This is a genomic window from Amycolatopsis sp. NBC_00355 (assembly GCF_036104975.1).
Lineage (GTDB): Bacteria > Actinomycetota > Actinomycetes > Mycobacteriales > Pseudonocardiaceae > Amycolatopsis.
This window is the reverse complement of sequence record NZ_CP107982.1, coordinates 8,457,181-8,483,486: the sequence shown is the minus strand read 5'-3', so window position 1 is coordinate 8,483,486 and position 26,306 is coordinate 8,457,181. Positions and strand designations below refer to the sequence as shown.

23 protein-coding genes are annotated in these 26,306 nt (G+C 70.5%); 9 read left to right on the top strand and 14 right to left on the bottom strand.

Features of this window, described 5'->3' with window-relative positions:
- Positions 1 to 320 precede the first annotated feature (320 nt).
- From OHS18_RS39130 to OHS18_RS39100, 7 genes are all read right to left on the bottom strand, one after another.
- Complete coding sequence (locus tag OHS18_RS39130) at positions 321 to 1,148, bottom strand: LysR family transcriptional regulator (RefSeq protein WP_328618656.1); 828 nt, start codon at positions 1,146 to 1,148, stop codon at positions 321 to 323.
- A gap of 16 nt (positions 1,149 to 1,164) precedes the next feature.
- Positions 1,165 to 1,545: a DUF427 domain-containing protein gene (locus OHS18_RS39125; RefSeq protein WP_328443884.1), complete on the bottom strand. Its 381-nt coding sequence runs from the start codon at positions 1,543 to 1,545 to the stop codon at positions 1,165 to 1,167.
- Positions 1,546 to 1,608: 63 nt separating this feature from the next.
- Positions 1,609 to 2,373 carry an HAD family acid phosphatase gene (locus tag OHS18_RS39120; RefSeq protein ID WP_328614179.1) on the bottom strand — a complete coding sequence of 255 codons (765 nt, stop codon included), beginning with the start codon at positions 2,371 to 2,373 and terminating at the stop codon, positions 1,609 to 1,611.
- An 85-nt stretch (positions 2,374 to 2,458) separates the two neighbouring features.
- The gene (locus tag OHS18_RS39115; protein ID WP_328614178.1) at positions 2,459 to 3,622 is read right to left on the bottom strand and encodes a class I SAM-dependent methyltransferase; all 1,164 of its coding nucleotides are present in this window, start codon (positions 3,620 to 3,622) and stop codon (positions 2,459 to 2,461) included.
- Positions 3,623 to 4,588, bottom strand: a complete 966-nt coding sequence (locus tag OHS18_RS39110; RefSeq protein WP_247061787.1) for a class I SAM-dependent methyltransferase — start codon at positions 4,586 to 4,588, stop codon at positions 3,623 to 3,625. It abuts the gene before it with no gap.
- Between the two features lie 4 nt (positions 4,589 to 4,592).
- Positions 4,593 to 5,372, bottom strand: coding sequence for an enoyl-CoA hydratase/isomerase family protein (locus OHS18_RS39105; RefSeq protein WP_328443891.1), 780 nt, complete (start codon positions 5,370 to 5,372; stop codon positions 4,593 to 4,595).
- A gap of 95 nt (positions 5,373 to 5,467) precedes the next feature.
- Positions 5,468 to 6,289, bottom strand: a complete 822-nt coding sequence (locus OHS18_RS39100) for an ABC transporter ATP-binding protein (protein ID WP_328459050.1) — start codon at positions 6,287 to 6,289, stop codon at positions 5,468 to 5,470.
- Between the two features lie 330 nt (positions 6,290 to 6,619).
- Here OHS18_RS39100 and OHS18_RS39095 point away from each other — a divergent pair, with 330 nt between their 5' ends.
- Entirely contained in the window at positions 6,620 to 7,165 is a 546-nt protein-coding gene (locus OHS18_RS39095) for a cysteine dioxygenase (RefSeq protein ID WP_328614177.1), read from the top strand.
- Positions 7,162 to 7,557 (top strand): rhodanese-like domain-containing protein, encoded by a 396-nt coding sequence (locus OHS18_RS39090; RefSeq protein WP_328614176.1) that lies wholly within the window; start codon positions 7,162 to 7,164, stop codon positions 7,555 to 7,557. The genes OHS18_RS39095 and OHS18_RS39090 overlap by 4 nt, the downstream gene beginning before the upstream one ends.
- A 7-nt stretch (positions 7,558 to 7,564) precedes the next feature.
- On the opposite strand, the gene OHS18_RS39085 is transcribed toward OHS18_RS39090, so the two are convergent.
- Positions 7,565 to 8,551 carry an LLM class F420-dependent oxidoreductase gene (locus OHS18_RS39085; protein ID WP_328443897.1) on the bottom strand — a complete coding sequence of 329 codons (987 nt, stop codon included), beginning with the start codon at positions 8,549 to 8,551 and terminating at the stop codon, positions 7,565 to 7,567.
- Positions 8,552 to 8,715: 164 nt separating this feature from the next.
- On the bottom strand, positions 8,716 to 11,244 hold the full coding sequence (gene glgP / locus OHS18_RS39080; RefSeq protein WP_328614175.1) for an alpha-glucan family phosphorylase: 2,529 nt from the start codon (positions 11,242 to 11,244) through the stop codon (positions 8,716 to 8,718).
- A 133-nt stretch (positions 11,245 to 11,377) separates the two neighbouring features.
- On the opposite strand from glgP, the gene OHS18_RS39075 reads away from it, so the two are divergent.
- Entirely contained in the window at positions 11,378 to 12,802 is a 1,425-nt protein-coding gene (locus OHS18_RS39075; protein WP_328443901.1) for a neutral zinc metallopeptidase, read from the top strand.
- A 589-nt stretch (positions 12,803 to 13,391) separates the two neighbouring features.
- Here the strand turns inward: OHS18_RS39075 and OHS18_RS39070 are convergent.
- Positions 13,392 to 14,372: a tetratricopeptide repeat protein gene (locus OHS18_RS39070; protein ID WP_326955499.1), complete on the bottom strand. Its 981-nt coding sequence runs from the start codon at positions 14,370 to 14,372 to the stop codon at positions 13,392 to 13,394.
- A 91-nt stretch (positions 14,373 to 14,463) separates the two neighbouring features.
- Here OHS18_RS39070 and OHS18_RS39065 point away from each other — a divergent pair, with 91 nt between their 5' ends.
- Entirely contained in the window at positions 14,464 to 14,871 is a 408-nt protein-coding gene (locus OHS18_RS39065) for a hypothetical protein (protein WP_328614174.1), read from the top strand.
- A gap of 43 nt (positions 14,872 to 14,914) precedes the next feature.
- Here OHS18_RS39065 and OHS18_RS39060 read toward each other — a convergent pair whose 3' ends face one another.
- The gene (locus OHS18_RS39060) at positions 14,915 to 15,220 is read right to left on the bottom strand and encodes a thiamine-binding protein (RefSeq protein WP_328614173.1); all 306 of its coding nucleotides are present in this window, start codon (positions 15,218 to 15,220) and stop codon (positions 14,915 to 14,917) included.
- Between the two features lie 78 nt (positions 15,221 to 15,298).
- Here OHS18_RS39060 and OHS18_RS39055 point away from each other — a divergent pair, with 78 nt between their 5' ends.
- Positions 15,299 to 15,799, top strand: coding sequence for a MarR family winged helix-turn-helix transcriptional regulator (locus OHS18_RS39055; protein ID WP_328443912.1), 501 nt, complete (start codon positions 15,299 to 15,301; stop codon positions 15,797 to 15,799).
- A gap of 59 nt (positions 15,800 to 15,858) precedes the next feature.
- Here OHS18_RS39055 and OHS18_RS39050 read toward each other — a convergent pair whose 3' ends face one another.
- From OHS18_RS39050 to OHS18_RS39040, 3 genes are all read right to left on the bottom strand, one after another.
- The gene (locus OHS18_RS39050) at positions 15,859 to 16,224 is read right to left on the bottom strand and encodes a DUF3817 domain-containing protein (protein ID WP_247061728.1); all 366 of its coding nucleotides are present in this window, start codon (positions 16,222 to 16,224) and stop codon (positions 15,859 to 15,861) included.
- Between the two features lie 227 nt (positions 16,225 to 16,451).
- Positions 16,452 to 18,839 (bottom strand): GH92 family glycosyl hydrolase, encoded by a 2,388-nt coding sequence (locus OHS18_RS39045; protein WP_328614172.1) that lies wholly within the window; start codon positions 18,837 to 18,839, stop codon positions 16,452 to 16,454.
- 91 nt (positions 18,840 to 18,930) lie between these two features.
- Positions 18,931 to 22,155 (bottom strand): GH92 family glycosyl hydrolase, encoded by a 3,225-nt coding sequence (locus tag OHS18_RS39040; protein WP_328618655.1) that lies wholly within the window; start codon positions 22,153 to 22,155, stop codon positions 18,931 to 18,933.
- A gap of 311 nt (positions 22,156 to 22,466) precedes the next feature.
- On the opposite strand from OHS18_RS39040, the gene OHS18_RS39035 reads away from it, so the two are divergent.
- The 4 genes from OHS18_RS39035 to OHS18_RS39020 are packed head-to-tail and all read left to right on the top strand — an operon-like array spanning position 22,467 to position 26,285.
- Positions 22,467 to 23,450 carry a LacI family DNA-binding transcriptional regulator gene (locus OHS18_RS39035; protein WP_323337544.1) on the top strand — a complete coding sequence of 328 codons (984 nt, stop codon included), beginning with the start codon at positions 22,467 to 22,469 and terminating at the stop codon, positions 23,448 to 23,450.
- The gene (locus OHS18_RS39030; protein WP_328614171.1) at positions 23,447 to 24,484 is read left to right on the top strand and encodes a class I mannose-6-phosphate isomerase; all 1,038 of its coding nucleotides are present in this window, start codon (positions 23,447 to 23,449) and stop codon (positions 24,482 to 24,484) included. Before OHS18_RS39035 ends, OHS18_RS39030 begins: the two co-directional genes overlap by 4 nt.
- Positions 24,481 to 25,245 (top strand): ATP-binding cassette domain-containing protein, encoded by a 765-nt coding sequence (locus tag OHS18_RS39025; RefSeq protein ID WP_328614170.1) that lies wholly within the window; start codon positions 24,481 to 24,483, stop codon positions 25,243 to 25,245. The genes OHS18_RS39030 and OHS18_RS39025 overlap by 4 nt, the downstream gene beginning before the upstream one ends.
- Positions 25,242 to 26,285 carry an ABC transporter permease gene (locus OHS18_RS39020; RefSeq protein ID WP_328443916.1) on the top strand — a complete coding sequence of 348 codons (1,044 nt, stop codon included), beginning with the start codon at positions 25,242 to 25,244 and terminating at the stop codon, positions 26,283 to 26,285. Before OHS18_RS39025 ends, OHS18_RS39020 begins: the two co-directional genes overlap by 4 nt.
- The last annotated feature ends 21 nt before the right edge of the window (positions 26,286 to 26,306 follow it).

Below are 26,306 nucleotides of genomic sequence, written 5' to 3'. Positions count from 1 at the left end.
GAACGTGGTGGACGACCGGGTCGGCTGGGTCGCCAGGCTCGCGCGAGCCGGTGGCAACGCGGCGATCGGCCCGCGTGACACCCCGCCGGCCGGCGGACCGAGACCGCCGGGTTCGGCTCCGAGGAGCGGGCCGAGTTCCCGCACGGGCAATGCCGTACCGCTGAATCCCTCGTGGCGGCACTGGCGACGCGGGCGGGATCCCGGTCATGCCGGAGCCCGAGCGAGAAGCCACGCTCGGGCGGATCCGCGCCTACCTGGCGAGCCGGCCCGAGACCGCGGCAGGTGAGTTCACCCTTCCGCTGCTGACTGCGTGCTGCGGGTCACCAGCTGACGGCGTCGGCGAGCAGGGCGTCCCGCACCGCCGCGGGCCCCGCCCGGCACGGCTCGGTCCGCGTGACCACGAACAGCGTGTTGATCGGCGGTTCCGCCGGGTCCAGCAGGGCGACCAGGGAACCCGACGCCAGCTCGGCCGCGCACAGGTACCGCGGCAGGACGCTGACGCCGAAGCCGGCGAGCACGCACGTCAGCACGCCCCGCAGGTCCGGGACCACCACCGCGGGCCCGGCCGGCGGCCGGACGCCCAGCACCGTCCGCCAGTAGCGGCGGATGATCGGGAGATCCTCCGCGTACGCCACCAGGGGCGCCGTCCGCGGGTCGCCGGTGAAGCCTCGGGGGCCGACCAGGACGAACTCCTCGTCGGTCAACGGCGTCGCCGCGAAGCCGCGGCCGCGCGGGCGGATCGTCGAGACCACCAGGTCGAACCGGCGCTCCGCGAGGCCGGCCAGCAAGTCGTCGGCCAAGCCGAAGCTCACCCGCAGCTTCAGGCCGTCGGAAACCAGGCCCGCCAGCGCGGGCAGGACACGAGCCGTCGTCAGCTCGGCCGGTCCGGCCAGGTGGACCGGCACCGCGAACCGATCGGCGGGCCCCAAGGCGACGTCCAGTGCGTCGACGTGCGGGGCGATCCGGGCCGCGAGTTCGTCGGCGACCGAGGTCGGCGTGACGCCGCGGGCGCGCCGGACGAACAACTGCTGCCCCAGCTGCGCTTCCAGGGCCCTGACCTGCGCGGTCACCGTCGGCTGGGACAAGCCCAGCGACGGTGCCGCACCGGTCAGCGAGCCCGCGCGGTGGACCGCGAGGAACGTGCGCAGCAGGTCGAGGTCCAGCTCAGTCCTCGATCAGCTCGATCGAGTCCACGACGTTCGGGTAGAACGCGACGTGGTCCTTGATCGCCGCGACCGCGTCGTACGGCTTCTCGTACGTCCAGATAGCGTTTTCGGCCTGCACGTCGCCGGCGTTCAGGCTGTAGTAGCTGCTGTCGCCCTTGTACGGGCAGTACGTCTCGTGGTCGGTCCGCTCCAGCACGCTGAAGTCGACGTCCGCCCGCGGGATGTACTGCGCCGCCGGGTAGTTCGATTCCTGCAGTGTCAGCGCGTTGCGGCTGTCGGCCACCACGCGCCCGCCCGCCTTGACCACCACGCGTGCCTTGGTCGGCTCGACGGTGATCGGGTGGTCCGGGCCCGGGACCAGCACCTTCTTCTCCGGCATGTCAGCTCCTCGAAAAAGTCGTGTACTGGGACCAGCACCCGGGACCCGGCGGTTATTCCGGCCTCAGGGCAGGTAGTACATCGGGTTCGGCAGCTTCACCGGACGCAGCCCGTAGCCGCCTTCGAGGTCGCTGAACTGGTCACCGACGTTCAGCACGATCTTCGCGCCGGTCGCCTCGATGTGCGCCCGCGTGCCCGACTTGTACTGGACGGTGGTGCAGGTCAGCCCGCACGGCAGGTAGTCGGGCGCGGTCACCTTCGGTTTGAAGAACGCGCCGGCCGGGGCCGGGTACCCCTCGTTGGCGAGGTTCTTCAGCGACTGCGGGCCCTGCAGCTCGTTGCGGCCGGTCAGGAAGTACACCTTCACGCCGTGCTGCGCGGCCCAGTTGCTCAGCTCCAGCACCGGCTTGTTGGCCGTGAACGTGCCGTTGTCGATGGCCTGCTGCTGCTTGACCGGGTCGAAGCCGAAGTCGTTGTCGGCTTCCCAGCCGTAGGTGATCTCGGAGGTGTCGTCGACGTCCAGCACGATCGCCGGGTTCTTCACCCGGCCCAGCTGCTGCTGCAGGAAGCGCTTCGCGTCGGAGACGACGTTCTTGGTGTCCTTCACGAACTTGCTCGTGTCGGAGTAGTGGTGCTTGCCCGCGGCGTCGAGGTAGTCGCCGTAGTAGGCCTTGACGTCGTTCTTGACCTGGCCGATGTTGGCCGGTTCGTGGGCGCGGGCGGCGGTGGCGGCGTCCGACCCGGCCAGCGCGGTGGCCCCCGAGGCGACGGTGGCACCGATCGCCGCGGCGGCGGCGAGCTTGACGAGACCTGACCATTTTCCGGACACGGCGACCCTCCAGTGAAGACTTGACGACTCGGGGAACCTACGTCACGTTCACCCGGAGTTCCACCCTTCGTTGGTTCCTGTTCACTTAAACCCGCTCGGCGCGGCACACGAACGCCACCGGCGCGCGGCCGATCCGCGTCAACACCACCGAAGCTTCCGCCGGCCCGCGTGGCTTGAGCCTGCGACGCAACGCGTCCGGGTCGACGTCGAGGCCACGGATCAGGATCTCCAGCCGGCCGACCTCGTGTCGCTTGAGGACGGCCTTCAGGGACTTTTCGCTGTACGGGCCCTGTTCCAGGACACGGAACGCGCGCACACCCGGTGGCGGCGTGTCACCGGTCAGGTACGCGATGCGTTCGTCCAGCTGCCACAACCCGTGCCGCGCCGCGTAGTGCCGGACCAGCCCGGCCCGCACGACCGCGCCGTCCGGGTCGACGATCCACTCCCCCGGCTCGCGCGCCGGCAGCTCGTCCGGCTCGGCGTCGGTGACCGTCCACTGTGTCCCGTCCGAGCGCAGCACGCTCGCCCGGCGGGTGACGCCCGTGCCCAGGCCGCGCCACAGGCACGACTCGCGCACCTGGCCGTCGAGGGACACCAGCTCGACCTCGTCGGCCCACGGCGCGATCGCGAAGTCCAAGCCGGGCGCGCACTTCACCGACAGCGGACGGCCCGGGTACGCCTCGACCAGCCCGTCGAGCGGCGGGGTGAAGTCCGCGGGTTTCCATGCCCGGCGTCCGGCCGAGTCGCGACGGGCCGGGTCGGCGACGACCACCGCGTCCCGGCTGACCGGCCGCAGCGCATCGGCTCGCGCGAGTCCGAACGAGACGCCGGCGGTGAGGCCGTTGTGCCGGGCCATCGCGAGCCGCACGGGGTCCACATCGGACCCGAGCGCGCGCTTCGCCACCCGGGCGATCTCGACCAGGTCCGCGCCGACCGAGCAGGTGACGTCGTGGACGTCGAGGCCCGCCAGACGCTGGGCCCGGTGCCGGGCGACGAGCGACGCGCTGGCCTGCTGAAGCGCGTCCGAGGTAAACAGCCAGTCCACACCGGACAGTTTGCCGACGGCTTTCCGGCGCAGCAGCACGGTTTCCAGCACCGCGGCCGCGTGGTCTTCGCCGACGAGACGGCGCACGGCGGCGACGTCGGCGATGTGGTCGGTCAGCGGCCGTGCCGAGACCTCGGCGAGCGCCGCCTCACCCGCGCCGGAGCGCAGGTGGGCGACGTCGCCGAGGGTGAAGGAATAGCCCACTCAGGACGGCCGCTTGGTCCCGGTGATCATCACGTTGTAGAACAGCTCGCGCGGCAGCACCTTCGACAGCAGCTTCTTGTCCACAGCGGACAGCCGCAGCCACAGCTTGTAGGCGAACAGCCGCCAGCGGACGGTCAGCTTCTCCTGCGGCACCGCGGCTTCGAACGTCCGGATCGGCCAGCCGGCCAACGCCGCCGCGAACTCCTCGGTGACCGCGCGGACGTCCTGGGCGCCGGCCCCGCGGGCCCACGACTCCAGCTCCGACGGGTCGAAGGTGTGGATGTCCACGACAGCTTCGAGCGCGGCGGCGCGCGAGGACTCGTCGAGCTCCTCCTGCGGCCGGCGCCAGCCGCTCAGCGCGGGCAGCTTCGTCACGTTGGTCGTCAGGAACCAGGTGAGCTGGCCGAGCTTGCGGGCGTAAGTGTCGCCGATCTTGGTCGGCTCGCCGGCGAACACGAACCGGCCGCCCGGCTTCAGCACGCGCAGCACCTCGCGGAACGCCGCCTGGACGTCCGGGATGTGGTGCAGCACCGCGTGCCCGACCACCAGGTCGAACGTGTTGTCCTCGTACGGGATCCGCTCGGCGTCGGCGACCCGGCCGTCGACGTCGAGGCCGAGGCTCTCGGCGTTGCGCAGCGCGACCTGCACCATGCCCGGCGAGAGGTCGGTGACCGAGCCCTTCTTGGCGACGCCGCCCTGCATCAGGTTCAACAGGAAGAAGCCGGTACCGCTGCCCAGCTCCATCGCGTGCTGGTAGGGCTGGCCGTCATCACCCGCGACGGCGTTGAACACGTCCGTCGCGTAGGAGATGCAGCGCTCGTCGTAGGAGATGGACCACTTCTCGTCGTAGGTGCCGGCTTCCCAGTCGTGGTACAGCACGTTCGCCAGCTTGGGGTCGGCCCAGGCGGCCTGGACCTCTTCGGCGGTGGCGTGCGGGTGCGGGGCCGGGTCGTTCACGTCGGTCAAGGCGTCATTTCCCTTCGAAAGTGGCCTTGCCGGGCCCGTTTTCGATGAACGACTTCATGCCGTTCTTCTGGTCTTCGGTCGCCCAGAGCGCGGCGAACAGGTGCGATTCGAGCTTGAGCCCGTTCGCCAGGTCGGTGTCGAGGCCGCCGTCGATGGCCGCCTTCGCCGCGCGCAGGGCGACAGCCGGCCCGTTGGCGAACTGGGACGCCCACTTGTGCGCGGCCGCGTAGACGTCGTCGGGGGCGACGACCTCGTCGACGATGCCCAGCGCCAGCGCCTCTTCGGCCTTGACGAACCGTCCGGTGTAGACGATGTCCTTGGTCTTGCTCGGGCCGATCAGCCGGGCCAGGCGCTGGGTGCCGCCGGCGCCGGGGATGACGCCGAGCTGGATCTCCGGCTGGCCGACCTTGACGTTGTCGCCGGCGACGCGGCGGTCCGCGGTCAGCGCGAGCTCGAGGCCGCCGCCGAGGGCGTAGCCGGTGATCGCGGCGACGACCGGCTTCGGGATGTTCGCGATCGCGGCGAGCGTGCCGGTGAGGGTCGCGCCGAACTTCGCGATCTCCGGGTAGGTGCGGGTGGCCATCTCCTTGATGTCCGCGCCGCCGGCGAAGGTCTTCTCACCGCCGTAGAGGATCACGGCGCGCACGTCGTCGCGCTCGGAGACCTCCTTGGCCAGCTCCGCGAGCTCGGCGGTGACCTGGGCGTTCAGGGCGTTGACCGGGGGCCGGTCGAGCCGGATCGTGCCGACGCCGTCCTTGACCTCCAGCGATACGAACTCTCCCACGCCCATCCTCCTCGGTCGACGAGTTGCCTTCGGCTCGAACCACTCTTTACCGGTGAGAGCCCATTCAACAGAGCCTACCGGCGGGTAAGGACAGCCTAGCGACGGCGGGCGAAGAAGCGATCGCCGGAGCGCTCCAGAACCAGGTCCTGGTCGAACGTCTTCGAAAGGTTTTCGCTGGTCACGACGTCGTCGACGAGGCCGGACACGACCGCGTGACCGTCGCGGAGAAGCAGCGCGTGGGTGAACCCCGGCGGGATCTCCTCCACGTGGTGGGTGACGAGCACCATGGCCGGCGCGTCCGGGTCGAGGGCCAGCGCGGACAGCCGCGCGACGAGGTCCTCGCGCCCGCCCAGGTCGAGACCGGCGGCCGGCTCGTCGAGCAGCAGCATCTCGGGGTCGGTCATCAGGGACCGGGCGATCAGCGCCCGCTTGCGCTCGCCTTCGGACAGCGTGCCGAACGTGCGGTCGGCGAGGTGCCCGATACCCATCGCGCCCAGCAGCTCGGTCGCGCGCTCGGTGTCGAGCTTGTCGTACTCCTCACGCCACCGGCCCACCACCGCGTACCCGGCGCTCACCACGACGTCCTTCACGAGCTCGTCGCCCGGGACGCGCTGGGCGATCGCGGCGGAGGTGAACCCGATGCGGGGGCGCAGCTCGAAGATGTTGACCTTGCCGATGCGCTCGCCGAGCAGGTCGAGCTCGCCGGTGCTCGGGTGCAGCTCGGCCGCGGCGAGGCGCAGCAGGGTGGTCTTGCCCGCGCCGTTCGGGCCGAGCACCACCCAGCGCTCGTCCAGTTCCACGGACCAGTCGAGGCCGGCGAGGAGGTCGTTGGTCCCCCGGCGGACGCCGACACCGGCCATCCGGACCACGAGGTCGTCAAGTTCGCTGGGCTGGATCGGCTCGCTCACGAACCCCATTCTGTCTGCCGTCGCGCGCGCGTGCGCACCCGCCCGGGTGAGACGGCGAATCGGCAGGTGGAAGACGTCCACGACGTGGAACGCCGCACGCCGGAAGTGCCGGGCGCGACGGGGCTGTGGCAGGATCACGGGCATGTCAGCCGACGCGCCCGTGACCCCGGTGACCCGGGGCTCGTTCTGGCGCCGTCGCGCGATCGACCTGCTTCTCGTCGCTTCGGCCGGGTGTACCCCGGCGCGGCTCCGCTGACCCCCGCACGTCCTTTTCCCGACGTGCGCCCGGCGCCGCGCTAGCCCCCGCGTCCGATCACCGTCGCGTCCGAGGAGCCTCCGTTGACCACGTCCATCGCCCGTCCCGCCGTCGAGATCCACCCGCAGCTGACCGACCCGCTGCTGCCCGAGCTGCTGCACCCGTCGCGGCTGCTGTGGACGCCGCGTGAGCTGGCGGACCTGACCGCCACCGTGACCACCGAACTGACCGCGAGCGTCCGGGACATCCTGCGGTTCGACGAAGATCGCCGCTGGTGGGCCCGGCTGGCGCTGACCGACGGCGTCGAGCTGTGGCTGCTGTCGTGGCTGCCGGGCCAGCAGACGAAGCCGCACGACCACGGCGGCGCGTCCGGCTCGTTCACCGTGCTGCAGGGCGAACTGGGCGAGGAGTACCGCTACCCCGGCGGCCCGATCCGGCGCCGCACGCACACCGCGGGCGACGGCATCGGCTTCGGCGCCGGGCGCGCCCACCAGGTCACCGGCCTCGGCGACCGGCCCGCGGCGAGCGTCCACGCGTACTCGCCGCCGCTCGTGGCGACCCGGGAGTACACGACGCTCGCGGACGTCCCGGCCGAAATCCCGCCGCTGCCCGCTATCGTCGGTCGATGAGCGCCATCGACACCGTCCTGGCCGCCGCCCGATCCGGCCTGGACCGGGCGACGCCGGCCCGGGCCCACCAGCTGCAGGAGGCGGGCGCGCTGCTCGTCGACATCCGGCCCCTCGCCAACCGCGAGGCCGAGGGCGAGATCCCCGGCGCGGTGATCGTCGAGCGGATCCACCTGGAGTGGCGGCTCGCGCCGGACAGCGAGTGGCGGCTGCCTTCGGTGACGCCGGACTCGACGGTGATCGTGCTGTGCAACGAGGGCTACTCGTCGAGCCTCGCGGCGGCCGACCTGCAACGGCTGGGCCTGCCGCGCGCGACGGACCTCGAAGGCGGCTTCCGGGCCTGGGCGTCCGCCGGCCTGCCCGTGCAGACCGGCGGAAGCCCCGCGGTTCCCTAGTTTTCCGTCAGCTCAGCGCGGGCGCGACCTGCGAGGCGAACAGGTCGATGCCGGCGCGGTCGTACGCGGCTTCCGGGAAGTTGAAGATCGCGTAGGACATGCCGAGCTCGCCCATCGCGGCGAGCTTCTCGGTGACCTGCTCGGGCGTGCCGGTGGTCGGGCTGTTCACGAAGTTGCCGTACCAGCGCTCCGCGGCGTCTCCCGGGACGTACTTGCCGAGGTGGGACTTGAGCCAGGCCAGCTTGTCCTGGACGTCCTTTTCGGTCTCCCCGAGCACGACGTTGTGGTTGACCGAGCGGACGATCGCGTCGAAGTCGGTCCCGACGTCCTTGCAGTGCTGCGCGAGGATCTCCGACTTCCGGGTGAACGTCTCGGCGTCGCCGCCGAAGTTCGTGTACTTCGCGTACTTGGCCGCGATCTTCAGCGTCTTCTTCTCACCGCCGCCGGCGATCCACAGCGGGATCCCGCCCTCCTGCGGCGGCAACGGACGCAGGATCGCGCCGTCGGTCCGGTAGTGCTTGCCGTCCAGTGTGGACTTCCCGGTGGTCCAGAGGTCCCGCATGATCTGGACGCCTTCGTCGAGCTGCCCGAGCCGCTCGCCGGCGCCCGGGAAGCCGTAGCCGTAGGCCCGCCACTCGTGCTCGTACCAGCCGGCCCCGATCCCCATCTCGACGCGCCCGCCGGCGATGGTGTCGGCGGTCGCGGCGACCTTCGCCAGGTAGGCGGGGTTGCGGTAGCCCATGCAGGTGCACATCTGCCCGAGCCGCACGGTCTCGGTCGCGGCGGCGAACGCCGAGATCAGCGACCAGGCCTCGTGCGTGGCCTCCTCGGTCGGCACCGGCACGGTGTGGAAGTGGTCGTAGACCCAGATCGATTCGAAGGGCCCGGCCTCCGCGTGTTTCGCGAGGCCGAGCATGGTCTTCCAGTGGTCCGCGGGCTCGATGCCGGCGAGGTCGATCCGCCAGCCCTGCGGGATGAAGAGTCCGAAGCGCATACCCCCAACCTAACGCGACGGACGCCGGGACGCGGTGTGGTTTTCCGGGCTGTCCAGCTGGAGTTGCTCCAGGTCAGCGGCAGGCTTTCCCGGTGCGGGCGAGAAAGCCGTGAAGGACTCCTTACCGGCTCTTACGGCCGGGAAGGGGGCCTTCACGGCTTTCGTCAGGCCAGGATGACCCGGGCCAGCTCCGCGGACGTCGCCAGCAGGCCGTGCTTCGGCAGCACTCGCACCGTGTAACCGATCGCGCCCGGCTGGGGCAGCTTCAGCCGCGCCGCGAACGCGCCGATGCCGTCGCCCTCCATCGGGACCGTGACCGGGTCGCGCAGCTCGTCGTCGTCGCCGACCTTGCCGACCACCGCCTGGATGTCCACTTCGGACGGTTCCAGGCCGGCCAGGTCGATGCGCGCGCGGATCGTCACGTCGGTGCCCACCACCAGCGGCTCGGTCGCCTCGACCTGCAGCTCCGAGTCGAAGATCTTCACCCGCGGCCAGGACACCTCGATCTTGGTGCGGTAGTCCGCCAGCGAGAGCGCGCCGCGGTAGCCGTCGCCGGTGGCCGCGGCGACCGTGCGGGACGCCGGGAGGTAACCGTGGTCGACGTACTCGCGGACCATCCGGGACGCCTGCACCCGCGGGCCGAGCGTCTCCAGCGTGTGCCACACCATCGACAGCCAGCCGGTGGGCACACCGTCGGCGGAACGGTTGTAGAACAGCGGGCCGATCTGCTGGCCGAGCAGGTCGTACAGGGCCGCGGCCTCGAGGTCGTCGCGGCGCAGCGGGTCGGCGACGCCGTCCGCGGTCGGGATCGCCCAGCCGTTGCTGCCGTCGTAACACTCGTCCCACCAGCCGTCGCGGATGGAGAGGTTGAGCCCGCCGTTGAGCGCCGACTTCATCCCCGACGTCCCGCACGCCTCCAGCGGCCGCACCGGGTTGTTCAGCCAGACGTCGCAGCCGCGGTAGAGGTAGCGCGCCATCGACATGTCGTAGTCCGGCAGGAAGACGATCCGGTGCCGGACGTCCGCGCCGTCGACGAACCGGACGATCTGCTGGATCAGCTGCTTGCCGTTCTCGTCGGCCGGGTGCGACTTCCCGGCGACGACGACCTGGATCGGCCGGCGCTCGTCGAGCAGCAGTGTCCGCAGCCGCTCGGAGTCGCGCAGCATCAGGGTGAGCCGCTTGTACGTCGGGACTCGGCGGGCGAACCCGACGGTCAGCACGTCCGGGTCGAACACCGAGTCCACCCAGCCCAGCTCCAGCGGCGACGCGCCGCGCTGCAGCCACGCCGCGCGCACCCGGCGTCGCACCTCGAACACGAGCTTCTCGCGCAGCTCGCGCCGCAGCCCCCACAGCTGGGCGTCCGAAACGCCCTCGCGCAGCGGCTTGTCGCCGGAGTCGAGGCCCCACTCACGGCCGAGCAGGGTGCTCAGCTCGCGCGCCACCCACGTCGGGCCGTGGACGCCGTTGGTCACCGACGAGATCGGCACCTCGTCGTGGTCGAACCCGGGCCACAGCCGGGAGAACATCTTGCGGGTGACGCGGCCGTGCAGTTGCGAAACGCCGTTCGCGCGCTGCGCCAGCCGCAGGCCCATGTGCGCCATGTTGAACAGCCCGGGGTTGTCCTCGGCGCCGAGCGCGAGCACCCGCCGCGGGTCGATGTCGGGCACCAGGCGCCCGTCATTGAAGTAGCGCTGCACCAGGTCCACCGGGAACCGGTCGATGCCCGCGCTGACCGGGGTGTGGGTGGTGAACAGGGTGCCGGCGCGGACCGCGGGCATGGCCTCGTCGAACGCGAGGCCGTCGGCCTGCACGATCTCGCGGGCCCGCTCCAGCCCGAGGAACCCGGCGTGGCCTTCGTTCGTGTGGAACACCATCGGCTGCGGGTGGCCGGTGATCTCGCAGTACTTGCGGACGGCGCGGAAGCCGCCGATCCCGGCCAGGATCTCCTGCCGCAGCCGGTGGTCGGCGTCGCCGCCGTAGAGCCGGTCGGTGACGCCGCGCAGGTCGTCGTCGTTGGCTTCGGTGTCCGTGTCGAGCAGCAGCAGCGGCACCCGGCCGACGCGGGCCTGCCAGATCTGCGCGCACAGCTCGCGCCCGCCCGGCATCGCGACGCCGATCAGCACCGGCCGGCCACCCACGGTCAGCAGTTCGAGCGGGAACGCGTTCGGGTCGATGACCGGGTAGTGCTCGACCTGCCAGCCGTCGAGCGAGAGCGACTGCCGGAAGTAGCCGTTGCGGTAGAGCAGCCCGACGCCGACCATCGGCACGCCCAGGTCGGACGCGGCCTTGAGGTGGTCGCCGGCGAGCACGCCGAGGCCGCCGGAGTAGTTCGGCAGGGCTTCGGTGACGCCGAACTCCATCGAGAAGTAGGCGACCGCCGGCGGCAGCTCGGCGTCGTCACGCTGCTGGTACCAGCGCGGCTCGGACAGGTAGTTCTCCAGGTCGGCGGCGGCGACGCGGGCGCGTTCGAGGAAGTCTTCGTCGACCGCGAGCTCGTCGAGGCGGGCCGGCGGCAGCGCGGTGAGCATCCGCAGCGGGTCGCGCACGGCGTTGAACAGCTCGGCGTCCATCGACGCGAAGAGGTCGCGCGTCGGCGGGTGCCACGTCCAGCGCAGGTTGGTGGCCAGCGCGCCGAGGCCGGAAAGGGACTTCGGGAGGCTGGCGCGAACGGTGAACCGGCGGACTGCACGCATGGACAGCGACGATATCGGGCCGCCCCGCGCGCTGCTCGGGGAGTACTTCGGGGATTACGCGCACACGCCCTGTTAGCCCTGGGTATGGTCCTGCTCGTCGGGTACGGGCGTGGTGGGAGTGGAACGAGTGAAGATGATCCGAGGGGGACGCGGGCTGGTCGCCTTGCTCGCGATCGCGGCGGTCGCCGTGAGCGGGTGCAGCGGCAAGAGCGGTGGCTCCGGGCCGGTCGCGGACACCGGCGCCGGCTCGGTCGCCGGGCTGCCGGTGACGCACTTCGAAAGCGGCCTCAAGTCCGACGCGCCGACACCGAGCCTCGACGTCCGCAACGCCGACGGCGGTGAGGACGACAAGCTCGCCACCGCCGCGATCGACGACGTCCAGACGTACTGGGGCGAGATGCTGCCGTCGGACTTCGGCGTGCAGTTCGAGCCGGTGAAGTCGCTGCTGTCGTACGACGCGAACACCGACACCGAGGAAACCGGCTGCGGCAGCGTCAAGAAGCTCGTGAACGCGTTCTACTGCCCGACCGACGACTCGGTGGCGTGGGACCGCGGCGTGCTGCTGCCGATGCTGCGCAAGCGGTTCGGCCCGATGTCGGTGGTCGTCGTGCTCGCGCACGAGTTCGGCCACGCCGTCCAGTACCGCCTCGGCGACAAGGCCGGGATCACCAAGAGCACCCCGACCGTGGTGAAGGAGCAACAGGCCGACTGCTTCGCCGGCGGCTACTTCCGCTGGGTCGCCGAGAACAAGAGCAAGTACTACCAGGTGTCGACGTCCGAGGGCCTGAACCAGGTGATGGCGTCGATGTTCCTGATCCGCGACCAGGCGGGCACCAGCGCCGCCGACCGCGGCGCGCACGGCACCGCGTTCGACCGCACGTTCGCGTTCCAGGCCGGGTTCGAGAAGGGCCCGAAGGAGTGCGCGGCGATGAACACCGACAACGTCAAGGCCCGGCTCACCGAGCGCCCGTTCGACAAGGGCGACAAGGGCAAGGGCGACGCGAAGTTCAACGACCAGGCCGTCGAGCTGCTGAAGAAGAGCCTCGACGAGGCCTTCAAGGGCGCGGGCGTCGCGGCGCCGGAGATCAACGACGGCGGCAGCTGCTCGACGACGGCCCCGGCGTCCTACTGCCCGGACGACAACACGGTGAGCATCGACCTGGCCAAGCTGGCCGAACTGGCCCAGCCGATCGACCGTGAGGCCGAGATGAAGGGCGAGGACCCGGGCGGCATGGGCGACTTCGCCGCGTTCTCCGAGGTCGCGTCCCGGTACGCGCTGGGCATCCAGAAGGGCGTCGGCGCGTCGATCGACAACCCGAACGCCGGCCTGCGCACGTCGTGCCTGGTGGGAGCGTGGGCGGCGTTCACGAACCGCCCGGGCGACCTGCGCCTGTCGGCGGGCGACCTCGACGAGGCGATCGCGGACCTGCTGCAGCCGGAGAGCCTGGTCTCGGCGGACGTCAACGGCAAGCGCCCGGACAGCGGTTTCGACCGGGTCGAGTCGCTGCGTCGCGGGTATCTCGAAGGCTCGTCGGTCTGCTCGAAGCAGTACGGCTGATCTCCGGCTACGCGCGAGAGGCCCCCACTGGGAGGTGGGGGCCTTTTCGTGTCCGGGGCCAGTGGGTTCAGGCGCGAACGGGCCACTCGCGCTTGTTTCGGCGTGAACGGTCCTTTCACGCTCGTCACGCGAGGGCACGAACGGTCCACTCGCGCCCCCACCGGCACGAACGGCCCACTCGCCCCCCAACCGGAACGAACAGATCTCTCACGCACCTGCCCGAACGGACCGGACCACTCGCGCGCACCTACGCGACGGCCGCCTCGCGCCCGGCCACCGCGTACGAAGGACTCCGCACCGCGAGGTGGGCTTTCGTGTCCAGGCCAGTGGGTTTCGACACGAACGGGCCGCTCGCGCTCGTTGCGGTACGAACGGTCCTTTCGCGCTCATCACGTGAGGGCACGAACGGTCCACTCGCGCCCCCACCGGCACGAACAGACCACTCGCACACCTCTCCGCGACGGCCACCACGCGCGCGAAAGGCCCCCACCGCGCGGTGGGGGCCTTCTCGCGTCACGCTCAAGCCAAACGCCGTGAGGGGCACCCTCAGGAACATAAGAGCCAGGAGGGTGCCCCTCACGGCATCGGCTCAGAAGAGGGCGGAAGCCAGGTCGCGGCGTGCCTTCATGACGCGGTCGTCGGCCGGGTCGAAGAGGTCGAACAACGCCACCAGGTGCTCGCGGGCCTTGTTGCGGTCGTCGCCCGCGGTGCGGCGGACCACGTCGATCAGGCGCTTGAAGCTCGCCTCGACGTCGTTCTCCGCGATGTCCAGGTCGGCCGCCGCGAGCTGGGCGTCCAGGTCGGCCGGGTCGGCGTCGGCCTTCGTGCGGGCGTCCGGGTCCGCGGCCTCCGCGCGGGCCGTGAACTTGACCTGGGCCAGGGCGTTCTTCGCCAGCTCGTTGGCCGGTTCGACGTCGAGGATGCGCTCGTAGGCGGCCTGCGCGGCGGCGAAGTCGCCCCGCTCGAAGGCCTCCTCCGCCTCGGTGAAGCGCGGGTCCTCCGGCTCCTCGACCGGGCCGCCGCCGTTGGCCTCCGCCTCGCGGATCGCCGGCAGCTTGTCGCGCAGGGCGTCGAGCAGCGCGTTGATCCACTTGCGGATCTCGGGCTCGGGCAGCGCGCCGGAGAACGCGTCCACCGGCTGGCCGCCGCCGATGGCGACGATCGTCGGGATCGACTGCGCACCGAACAGCTGCGCGATCCGCGGGTTGGCGTCGACGTCGACCTTCGCGACGATCCAGGCGCCGCCGGACTCGCCGGCCAGCCGCTCCAGCACCGGGGACAGCTGCTTGCACGGGCCGCACCACTCGGCCCACAGGTCGACGATCACCAGCTGGTGCAGGGACCGCTCCACGACGTCGGTCTGGAACGTCGCCTCGGTGACATCGATCACGGCCCCGGACGACGGGGCGGGCGGGGGTGCGTCACCCTCCGGGCCGGGGCCGCTCGCGGGCGGGGCCGGCGGCCGGCGCGCCGTTTCGGCACGGGCCTTGAGCGCGGACAGGTCGACCGCGCCGGACAGGGCGGCGGACAGGGCCGCTGACTTCGCTGCAGATCCGCGTGGTTGTGTCACGGTTCCATCCTGGCACGCGCGCCGGAGTGTTTCACCGGGTGCCCGGCACGTCCGCTTGGCAGGACGCCGTGGCTGGGGCAGGCTCGGCCGCGTGCACATCCGGCGGGACGTCAAAGTGGGGCTGTCGATCGCCGCCGCCGTCACCTGGATCGGCGCGGTGACGCTGCTGATCGTGCACCAGCCGGACCCGGGCGCGGCCTCCCCCGCCGAGCTGCGCGACCGCCTGGCCACGGCGCTCGCCGCGCACGATTCGGACGCCCTCGCCGGCCTGCTCGACTACCCCGGCTCCGGCGCGGACGACTTCGCCAAGGACTACGTCGCGGTCCTGGCCGGCAACGGCGTCCACAGCGTCACGGTCGGCCTGGCCCCGGACGAGCGCGAGCCGACCCGCGCGACGGTCGAGGGTGTCCTCGCCGACGGCCGGCCGTTCAGCTACCCGCTGACGGTGACGACCGACGAAGGCCGCTGGACGGTCGCCTTCACCCCGCCCCTCCCGTAAGCCCGTCGTGAGTGTTTAGGGCGGTTAGAACCGCCCTGAACACTCACGAGCCGTCGCGGAGGTGGGCTTCGATCCGGTCCACCTTGGCCTCGAGCTGGCCTTCGAAGCCGGGCCGGATGTCGGCCTTCAGGACGAGCCCGACGCGCGCCGAGCCCGCCCCCGCGGCCTCGACCGCGCGCTTGACGACGTCCATCACCTCGTCCCACTCGCCTTCGACGTTGGTGAACATGGCGTTGGTCGAGTTGGGCAGCCCGGACTCGCGGACCACCTTCACCGCGCGGGCGACGGCTTCGCTGACTCCGCCGTCGGGATCCCCGCCGGCCGGGCTGACACTGAACGCGACGATCATGCTCGGAAGTCCCTTCTTCGGTGCTCTTTCCGCCGGTCGGGCGACACGCGCCGGTACCCGCTGGTAACTTCGCGTGTCATGAACCGTCCGCTGCCGTTCGACCCGATCGCCCGCGCGGCACAGCTTTGGGAGGCCCGGATCGGGCCCTCCGGCACCATGGCCGCGGTCACCGGCGTGATGCGGGTCCAGCAGATCATCCAGTCCGCGGTGGACGGCGCGCTCAAGCCGCACGGCCTGACCTTCGCCCGGTACGAAGCGCTGGTGCTGCTCACCTTCGCCCGCAGCGCCAGCCTGCCGATGCGGGTGATGGGCGAGCGGCTCCAGCTGCACCCCACCAGTGTCACCAACATAGTCGACCGGCTGGAGCGCGACGGGCTCGTGAAGCGCGTCCCGCACCCGACCGACCGCCGCACGACGCTGGTGGAGATCACCGACGAGGGCCGCAAGCGCCGCGAGACGGCGACCGCGGCGGTCACCGAGATCGACTTCGGGCTCAACGGACTGACCGAACGCCAGACCGAGCAGCTCACCGACCTGCTGACGAAGGTCCGCCGCGCGACCGGGGACTTCACCGAGTAGCCGTTCGGATACGAGAAAGGCCCGCGTCGACGACGCGGGCCTTTCTCACGTACTGGGAATCAGGCGGCGACGGGCTCCCGCACCTGGAACAGGCCGACACCGCCGTGGGTCAGCCGCTGCGGGCCGTCGAGCTTGCCGTTGCGCAGCGCCCACTTCTCGAACAGCCAGGTGAACAGCGGCGGGATGCTCGCGAGCAGCGCGAGGACCAGCGTCTTCGGGCGCCAGCCGAGCGGCTTCGCCACGGACAGGGAGACGACCACGTACAGGACGAAGATCACGCCGTGCACCATGCCGATGACGGGCACGCCGCCCTCACCGGAGGAGTGCACGACGTACTTGAGGAACATCCCGACAAGCAGCGCGGCCCAGGAAAGGGCTTCGGCGACTGCGGCCACGCGGAACACTAGAGCGGCCTTGCTGGACACTTCTTCCTCCTGTGGGGTCTCACCACTTTGGTCCTGACACAGAAAAGCCGCCCGACACACCATCCAAAGCGGACTGCCTCGGACGTCAACGGCGTTGTCGGACGTGCTGGTACCCAGTGTGAGGCGTGACGGCGCTCACCGGAACACCGGGGCCCGTGACCCTGCTCACGAACGTGGCCCGGGCACCGGTCCATTGTGGTCCGGACCACGTTCGTGAGCGGCGCTATCTAGTCAGAACACGGGGAAATCGGTGCTGCGGACGGCGAAGTGCCCCACGTCGCCTTCGCGGCATCCGTGGTGAGACCGAAGTCCAGCGTCGTGCCACTCTTCAGCTGCTCGAAACCGACGTAAACCTTGTCACTGCGCTTCGAGCCGACCTCGAGGCCCGAGATGTACTGCAGCTTCGAGCCGTCGGCGCCGCGCGCCTTGATGGTGACGTCGCGCCCGTTCTCCAGGTGCAGCACGGACCGCTCGAACCGCGGCGCGTTGAGCACGAAGTTCCCAGTCCCTGGGACGGCCGGGTAGAGCCCGAGCGCGCTGAAGACGTACCAGGCCGACATCGTGCCGAGGTCGTCGTTGCCGGTGACGCCGTTGGGCGCGTTCGTGAACAGCGTGTGCGCGGCCCGCACGACCCCGGACGTCTTCGCCGGCTGCCCGGTGAGCGCGTACATCCACGGCGAGTGCAGGTCGGGCTCGTTGTTCGGGTTGTAGCGGAACTGGTCGTAGTAGTCGTACGGGCCGACCACCCAGTTCTCGCGGACGGCCGCCGCCGGGTCCTTCACCAGCTCGTCGTAGGCGAAGAAGTCGTCCAGGCGCTTGCCGGTGGCCGCCGGGCCGCCCATCCGCTGGACCAGGCCGGGGACGTCCTGCTGGACCAGCCACTGGTACTGCCAGGCCGTGCCCTCGTGGAAGCCGTCCTGGCTCTGCGGGCTGTACGGCCCGGTGGCGGGGGTGAACCAGTCACCGCCCGCGACCTTCGGCCGGAAGAAGCCGGTGAAGCCGCGGTCGGTCTGCGACGCGTCCCAGAGCGTCCGGTAGGTCCGGGCCTGCTCCGACAGCGCCGCCGCGTCGGACTTCTTGCCGAGCGCCGCCGCCATGACCGACAGGGAGCAGTCGCCGAGCGCGTACTCGAGGGTGGCCGACGCGCCGTGGTTCGGGTCGGTGTCCTGCCCCTTCTTCGGGAAGTCCGGGTCGTACTGGACGAACCCGTCCTGCTGGTAGCTCGCGTTGCCCGAGCGGCCCTGGAACGACGACGACGCGGGCGGGATTCGCGTCGAGTTCTGCAGCAACGCCTGGTAGGCACGCATCTCGTTGCCCGACAGCGCGCCGAACCGCCAGAGGTCCACCAGGAACGGCGTGACCGGGTCACCGGTCATCGTGTTCGTCTCCTGGCTGGCGTACGCCCACCGCGGCAGCCAGCCACCCTGGTCGTGGATGGCCAGGATGCTCTTGGCGATATCCTTCGCGCGGTCCGGCCGCAGCAGCGCCAGGAGCTGGTTCTGCGTGCGGTAGGTGTCCCACAGGGAGAAGAAGTCGTAGTACGTCCAGCCGACCGCGCGGTGGACCTTCTTGTCGAAGCCGTAGTAGCGGCCGTCCGCGTCGTTGGCGGTCAGCGGCTGCAGCAGCGTGTGGTAGAGCGAGGTGTAGAACACGGTCCGGTCGTCGGTCGTGCCGCCCTTGATGTCCACACTGGACAGTTCCCGCCGCCAGGTGCGCTGGGCGTCGGCCTTCGCCGCGTCGAACGACCGGATGTGCTCGGCGGCCAGGTTGCCCCGCGCGCCCTGCGCGTCCACCTGGGAGATCGCGGTGGTCGCGGTGACCTGGCTCGAGCCGCCGAACGTCAGCCACGCGCCGCGCAGGCCCGCGCCACCGCTCGACTCCTTGCTGCCGGGAGTGCCGCCGGTCGGCGACCACGTGCCGGACGCCTTGAACGGCTTGTCGAACTTCGTCGTGAAGTACGTCGTGTAGGACTTGCCGCCGCAGAACGCCTGCGACTCCACGGTGCCTTCGACGGTCCGGTCGTCGACGACGCGGATGCTGCTGCCGGTCACCGGTTCCTTGTCGTTGGCCTGCCCGACGTTGACGAAGACGTTGTTGTCACCGGGTTTCGTGAAGGTGTACCGCTCGGCGCCGGCCCGGGTCGCCGCGGTCGTCTCGACGTCGACACCGCCGTAGCCGGTCAGGTGGACCTTGTAGTAGCCGGGCTTGCCGACCTCGCCGTCGTGGGTGAACGGCGCCGCGTACTTCGTCTGGTCGAAGGTCGCCGGCTTGGTCGTGTCGAACGCTTTGCCAGGCCCGATCTCGCCGGTCGTCGGCAGCGTCGAGACCAGGCCGCCCTGCTCCCAGCAGCCTGCGCCCGACAGGAAGAAGTGGCCGAAGCCGCGGATCGCGGTGTCGGTGTAGCGGTAGCCGGCGTAGTGCGAGGTGATGGGGCTGACCTGCGTCATCCCGAACGGCGCCGACGCGCCGGGGAACGTGTTGCCCTCGTCCTGCGTGCCGATGAACGTGTTGACGGCGTCGAGCGCGTCCCCGCCGGCCGCTTCCGCGACGACAGGGCTCACCCCCGTCGCCACGACGGCGAGCGTCAGCGCACCCGCCAGGACCTTGCTCCTCATCGAGCTTCCTCCCTGAAACGACGAAAGCCGTGAAGGCCTCCTTACCGGCCATAAGAGCCGGTAAGGAGGCCTTCACGGACAACAACAACTGCTAACCGATGGCGATGGCGAAGACGTGCAGCACGCCGCCGCTGACGTTGGACGGCAGCGTCACGCTGGCCACCGTCTTGCCCGCGTCGAGGGTGATCGGCGCCGTGCCGAAGATCATCGTGCGGATCTGCTGCGGGTCGCTGCCCGCGGCGTTGCGGTACGGCGTCGACAGCACGATCCGGTTGCCGAACGACGGCTGCGCGCCGCCGCCGCCGAGCGTCCAGTCGGACGTCCCGATCGTGGCGGTCGACTTGCTGCCGTCGGTGTAGGTGATGGTCAGCGTGCCCTGCGCGTTGCCGTTCGAGCCGGCGCCGAGCAGCGCGAGCCGGGTGCCCGTGCCGGTGACGTTGACCGTCTGGCCGTTCGCGACCGCGTTGTCGGGGTCGCCGGCCGGGAACGACGGCCAGGTGAACTTGATGCCGTCACTGGTCACCGTGCCGCCCGGGGTGGCGCCGGCCGCGGCCAGCGCGTCGGCCGAGTAGCTCCAGCCGCCGCCGTCGAAGTTGGCCGCCGACGAGTCGGAGTCCGGCGAGATGCCCGCGTTGTTCACCGTGGCCAGCCAGCTGTTCGGCTGCGCGACCAGCACCGTGAGCACCGCTTGCGTCGAAGCCACCCCCGGCGACGAGAACGTCACCGGGATGCGGCGGGCGCCGTCGGCCAGCCCCGCCGGCACCGAAACCGTCAGGTCGGCGTGCGCCTTGCCGCCCGCCGGGACGGCGATGCTGCCCGACGCCGGGGTCAGCGTGATCCCGTCGACGCTGCCCGCGCTGTAGGTCCAGGTCCGGGCGGTGCCGGAGAGGTCCTGGACGCCCACCGAGGCCTGAGACGTCGACCCCGCGGGGGTCACCGCGCGGGCCGGGTCCACAAAGGACAGGCTCGGCTTCTCCTGCTCGCGGAACGACGGCGGCGCGTCGGCCGCGGCGCTGCCCCACGAGGTGGCCGTGGCGGAGCGGGTGTAGTCGAGCGTGCCGCCGCTGGTGATGAGCGCCTCCGGCAGCCACGCCTTCGAAGCCGCGCCACCGTTGACCTTCAGGCTGCCCACGTAGTCACCGGTGCCCGGCGCGTTGATCGTGATCTTCTTGCCCGCGCCGGTGGTGAGCACGGTGTGCTCGAAGCGCGGGGTGACGAGCAGCGTCTCGGCGCGGCCCGGGATCTCCGGGTAGATGCCCAGCGCGGACCAGACGTACCAGGCCGACATCTGGCCGAGGTCGTCGTTGCCGATCAGCCCTTCGGGATTCGGGTTGTACAGCTCGTCCATCGAGCGGTGCACGATCGACTGGGTCTTGGCCGGAGCGCCCGCGTAGGAGTAGACGTACGGCGCGTTGGAGTTCGGCTCGTTGCCCATGAAGGCGTACGGCTCCTGCGTGCCCGCGTTCAGCTTCGTGAAGAAGGTGTCCAGCCGGGACTGCGTCGCCGCGGGACCGCCGAACGCCGTCACGACGCCGCCGAGGTCGTAGGGCACCATCCACTCGTACTGCGCGCCGTTGCCCTCGACCCAGCCCTGCGAGCTGGCGGGGTCGTAGGTGCCGGCGAACGAGCCGTCCGCGTTGCGCGGCTGCAGGTGACCGGTGCCCGGGTTGTAGAGGTTCTGCCAGTTCTGCGCGCGCTTCATGAACGTCGTGTATGTCGCGTTGTCCCCGAGCCGCTTGGCGAACTCGGCGATGGAGAAGTCGGCGCTGGTGTACTCGAGCGTGTCCGCGCCGGCGCCCGGCACGTAGCCGAGCTTCTGGTAGTCCTCCAGGCCCGGCCGCTCGGTGTAACCCTGCGTCGGCTGGGTAGCGCCCTTGATCATGAGCAGCAACGCCTTCTGGGCGTCGAAGTCACGCGCGCCGAACGCGTACGCGCTGGAGACGATGATGTGGTACGGGTCGCCGTTCATCACGCCGGTGTAGTCGTTGGCCACCGTCCAGCGGTCCCACGACCCGCCCTGCTCAGCGTAGGCCATCATCGACCGGACGATGTCCGAGGTCTCCTTCGGGTCGATCGTCGCCAGGAGCGGGACCTCCGAGCGGTAGATGTCCCAGCCGGAGAAGTTCGTGTACATCGCGTGGCCCTTGTCGGCCTTGTGGATCCGCCCGTCGAAGCCCGGGTACTGACCGTCCACATCGGAGAAGACGTTCGGCTGGATCAGCGAGTGGTACAGCGAGGTGTAGAACGTCGTCATATCGGCGTCCGAGCCACCGGAGACGGCGATCTTGCCGAGCTGGTCGTTCCACGCCTTGCGCGCGGCCGCGGCCACAGTGTCGAACGACTTCTTGGTGTTCTCGGTCTTGAGGTTGGCCTTCGCGCCGTCGACGGACACAAAGGACAGTCCGACCTGGACGTTCACCTGCGCGCCGTTGAGGTTGGCGAAGGTGACGTACCCGCCGCTGCCCGGGCCGGACACGGTGGTGTCCTGCTGCTTGGCCTTGGCCGGGCGCGCGATCGAGGCGTTGACGCCGTTGGGCTGCGCGACCTTCGCCTTGGCGCCACCGGTTTCGGCGGACTTACCGGGCGTCACGGCGCCGTTCTTCCAAGTGCCGATCGACTCGAACGGCGTGTCGAACTTGGCCGAGAAGTAGACGCGGTAGCTGTTCTGCGCGCCGCAGAAGCGGCCGCTGGTGGCCCAGCCGCTGATGGTGTCCTTGCCGATGGTGATCGACGCGTCGTCGGTGCCGTTGACCGAGCCGGAGGTGTTGACCAGCAGCGTCGAGGACGCGCCGGCCGGGTAGGTCAGCCGCGCGGAGCCGGTGCGCTGGGTCGCGCTCAGCTCGACCTTGGCGCCGCTGTCGAGGGTGACGTCGTAGGCGCCGGCCGTCGCGTGCTCGTTGGCGTGCGAGAACTTCGACGTGTAGTGCCCGGGATCGGTCGCCGGGGACGACGACACCTCACCGACGTACGGAATGAACGGAATGTCCTGATAGGTCGAACAGCCCGCACCCGACAGGTGCGTCAGGCTGAAGCCGTTGAGCGCGTTGTCGTCGTAGAAGTACCCGCCGGGCTGGGACTTCACGGTGTCCGGGCTCCACTGGACCATGCCGAACGGCGCGACCGCGCCCGGGAACGTGTTGCCGGCGCCACCGCCGGTGCCGTGGTCCTCGCCGCCGGGGCGGGTGCCGACGAAGGGGTTGACCCACTTCGCGAAATCGGTCGCGGGGGCCGCCGCGGCGGGCATCGCGGGAGCCACCGCAGCCGTCACCGCCAGGGCTAACAAGATCGAACCGGCTCTCCAGCGCGCTCGCGCCATCGCCATCGCCTCTCCACCACATCAGCGCGACCAGAGGGTGAATGACAACCTTGTCGCGCGCTCGGTCGAACCGGGCCACCTTGGGCAGCGGCTCACGAGACAGTCAAGGGTGCTGTCAACACCTGTCCACTTCCGGACAAGCTGATCAGCCGTCTGACCTACAACTTCCGTAGTCGAATCGGCACAATCCGCGCCCAAGGCGTTGACAAGCACCGGGACCTTGGCGTTCAATCCCGTGCACTATGACAACGTTGTCTCCACCCGGCCGGGACCGGGACGGCAGCACGCGCACCGCGAGCCGCCGGGCCACGATGAGCGATGTGGCCAGGCTGGCGGGCGTGTCCATCAAGACCGTCTCGCGCGTGGTCAACGACGAACCGGCGGTGCACCCGGACACCGCCGAGCGGGTCATGGCGGCCATCGAGCAGCTGGGCTTCCGGCGCAACCTCGGCGCGCGGAACCTGCGCCGCGGGTCGACCACCGGGACCATCGGGCTGATCGTCGAGGACGTCGGCAACCCCTTCTACTCCGAGCTGAACCGCGCGGTGGAACGCATCGCGACGTCGTTCGGCCGGCAGGTGCTCACCGGCTCGTCCGAGGAGAACTCCGACCGCGAGCGCGAGCTCGTGCTGGAGTTCTGCGCGCGGCGGGTGGACGGCATCCTCGTCGTCCCGGCCGGTCTGCAGCACGGCTACCTGGTGCCGGAGATGCGCGCGGGCACGCCTGTGGTGTTCATCGACCGCCCGGCGGGCGACATCGTCGCCGACACGGTGCTCGTCGACAACCTCGGCGGCACCATCGAAGCCGTCACCCACCTGGCGAAACACGGTCACCGGCGGATCGCGTTCCTCGGCGACAGCCCGGACATCTTCACCGCGGCCGAGCGCCTGCGCGGGTTCCGTGAAGGCTGCGTGCGCAACGGCATCTCCTACGACGAGTCCCTGGTCTCCATGCACACCCCGACGCAGGAGTTCATCGGCGACGCCGTGAAGCGCCTGCTGCACGGGCCCGACGCCGCCACCGCCGTGATCGCGGGCAACAACCGGGTCGCCGTGCACCTGCTGCGGGCCCTGGCCCACGCGGAGTACCGCCCGGCGATGGTCGGCTTCGACGACTTCGAGCTGGCGGACCTGCTGGACCCGCCGGTCACCGTGATCGCGCACGACGTGAGCGCGCTGGGCCACGCCGCGGCCGAGCTGCTCTTCGCCCGTGTCCAAGGAGACCAGTCCCCGCCGAGAAAGGTAGTCCTGCCCGTGCATCTCGTCGCCCGTGGTTCCGGTGAGGTCGCCCCGTGACCCTCGAACCGATCCGGCTTCCGGCCAACCAGCCGCCGCAGTTCTACCGCGGGGGCGACGCCATCGCGGCGTTGCGCGGCGCCTCATCCGACAAGAAGTTCGGCCCGGAGGACTGGGTCGCCTCGGTCAGCACCATGTTCGGCCAGGAGACCGACGGCCTGACCCGGCTCCCGAACGGCGCCTGGCTGCGCGACGCCGTCGAGGCCGACGCCCCGGGGTGGCTCGGCGCCAAGCACGTCGAGGCGCTCGGGACGTCGACCGGCCTGCTGGTCAAGCTCCTCGACGCGGGCCAGCGGCTGCCCGTCCACTTCCACCCGGACGACGCGTTCGCGAAGCAGCACTTCGACTCGCACTTCGGTAAGACCGAGGCGTGGATCGTGGTCGGCACCTACGGCGACGACCCGCGCGTCTACCCCGGCTTCAAGGAGACGCTCTCCAAGGCGACGGTGTCCGAGTGGACGCGGGAGCAGGACGTGCCGTCGATGCTGGGCGCGTTGAACAGCGTCCCGGTGACCGCGGGCGACACCGTCTACATCCCCTCCGGCCTGCCGCACGCGATCGGCGAGGGTGTCTTCGTCGTCGAGCTGCAGCAGCCGACGGACTTCTCGCTGACCATCGAGTGGCGTGACTTCCTCGCGTCGCCGGAAAAGGGCCACCTCGGGCTCGGTTTCGACACCGCGATCGAGGCGCTGGACACGTCCGGCTGGGACGCCGGACGCCTCGAAACCATCATCAAGCGGACCGCGGGCGACACCGCGGCCACGGTGGATCTGCTCGCCGCCGGCTCGGAGCGGTTCTTCCAAGCCGAGCAGCTTCGCACGACCGAAGTGACAACGTTGTCACTCGACCCGTCGTTCGCGGTGCTGGTCGTCCTCGACGGCGAAGGCACCCTGCGCACCGAGCACGGTGGCGAACACGCACTGGCCAAGGGCGACACGTTCGTCGTCCCGTTCGACGCGGGCCAGACCGAACTTTCCGGCACCGCGACGGTGATCCGCTGCCGCCCGCCGGCCCTCGAAGGGCGGACCGGATGAGCGAAATCCTGCTGGACGCGATCGACCTGACAAAGCACTACGGGTCGGTCGAAGCACTGCGAGGAGCGTCGTTCCAGGCCCGCGCGGGTGAGGTCACGGCGCTGATCGGCGACAACGGCGCCGGCAAGTCGACGCTCGTCAAGTGCCTCTCCGGCGCGGAGCAGCCGACGTCGGGGAAGATCCTCCTGGACGGCGCGGAAGTGCACTTCGACTCCCCGACGACGGCCCGGCGCCTGGGCATCGAGACCGTCTACCAGGATCTGGCCGTCGCACCGGAGCTGGATCCGGCCGCGAACCTGTTCCTGGGCCGGGAAATCCACCGCAAGGGGATCCTCGGCAAGCTCGGGATGCTGGACAAGGCCGAGATGCGCCGCCGGGCGATCGAGGAGTTCCAGCGGCTCGGCGTGACGCTGCAGAGCACCGACGTCCCGATCGGCTCGCTGTCGGGCGGGCAGCGGCAGAGCGTCGCCGTGGCACGCTCGGTCGTGTGGGCGTCCAAGGTCGTGTTCATGGACGAGCCGACCGCCGCGCTCGGCGTCGTGCAGCGCGAGCGCGTGCTCGACGTCATCAAGAAGGTGCGCGACAAGGGCATCGCCGTCGTGCTGATCAGCCACAACATGCCCGAGGTGCTGTCGGTCGCCGACCGCGTCGAGGTGCTCCGGCTCGGCAAGCGCGTGGCCCGATTCGCCGGCGCGGGCACCAAGCTGGAAGACCTCGTCGCCGCGATGACCGGCGCCCTCGTGCAGGAGGAGGCGGCGTGAGCGCCCCGGCCCCGGAAATCCAGTCCACTGTGGAGGAAGGCTTCGGCAAGCGCCCCCTGGGGAAACGCCTGATCGGCGCCAACACGTTCTGGATCGCGCTGGTGCTGGTGGCGCTGATCGTGGTGTTCAGCGTGCTCGCGCCGGACGCGTTCCCGACGGTCTACAACTTCCAGCTGCTGCTCATCGAAACGGCCGTGCTGCTGGTGCTCTCGGTCGGCATGACGTTCGTGATCATCACCTCGGGCATCGACCTGTCGGTGGGCTCGGTGCTCATCTTCGCCGGCATGGTCGGCGGCAAGACGATGGAAGCCATGTCCGGCGGTGACGCCGGCGGCGCGGGCTGGGGCGTGATCATCGTCGGGCTGGTCGTCGCCATCCTGGCCGGCACGGTGTGGGGCCTGGTCAACGGCTTCCTCATCGCGGTCGCGGGCATCCCGCCGCTGATCGTCACGCTCGGCACGATGGGCGCGGCACTCGGCGCGTCCCTGCTGATCAACAACGGCAGCGACGTGCGCACGGTCCCGGTCGTGCTCAACAAGCAGCTCGGCTACGGCACGTCGTTCGGCGTCGTCCCGAACCTGGTGCTGATCGCCGTGGTGATCACGCTGATCGGCGCGTGGCTGCTGCACACCACGAAGTTCGGCCGCTACACCTTCGCCATCGGTTCCAACGCCGAAGGCGCGCGACGCGCGGGCATCGGCGTCACCGCCCACCTGATGAAGGTCTACACACTGACCGGCGTGCTGGCCGGGCTCGCCGGGTTCCTGTCGCTGGCCTACTACAACTCGACCACCATCACCGGGCACACCAGCGACAACCTCAACGCCATCGCGGCGACGGTGATGGGCGGGACGAGCCTCTTCGGCGGTGTCGGCTCGGTGCTCGGCACCGTGATCGGCGTGTTCATCCCGGCGGTGCTGAAGAAGGGCTTCAACATCACCGGCGTCCCGGACTTCTGGCAGATGATCGCGGTCGGCGCCGTGCTGATCGCGGCCGTCTGGTTCGACCAGCGCCGCCGCCGCCAGCGCAACTCCCGCTGACTCCCCGAGTTCCCCGAGTAC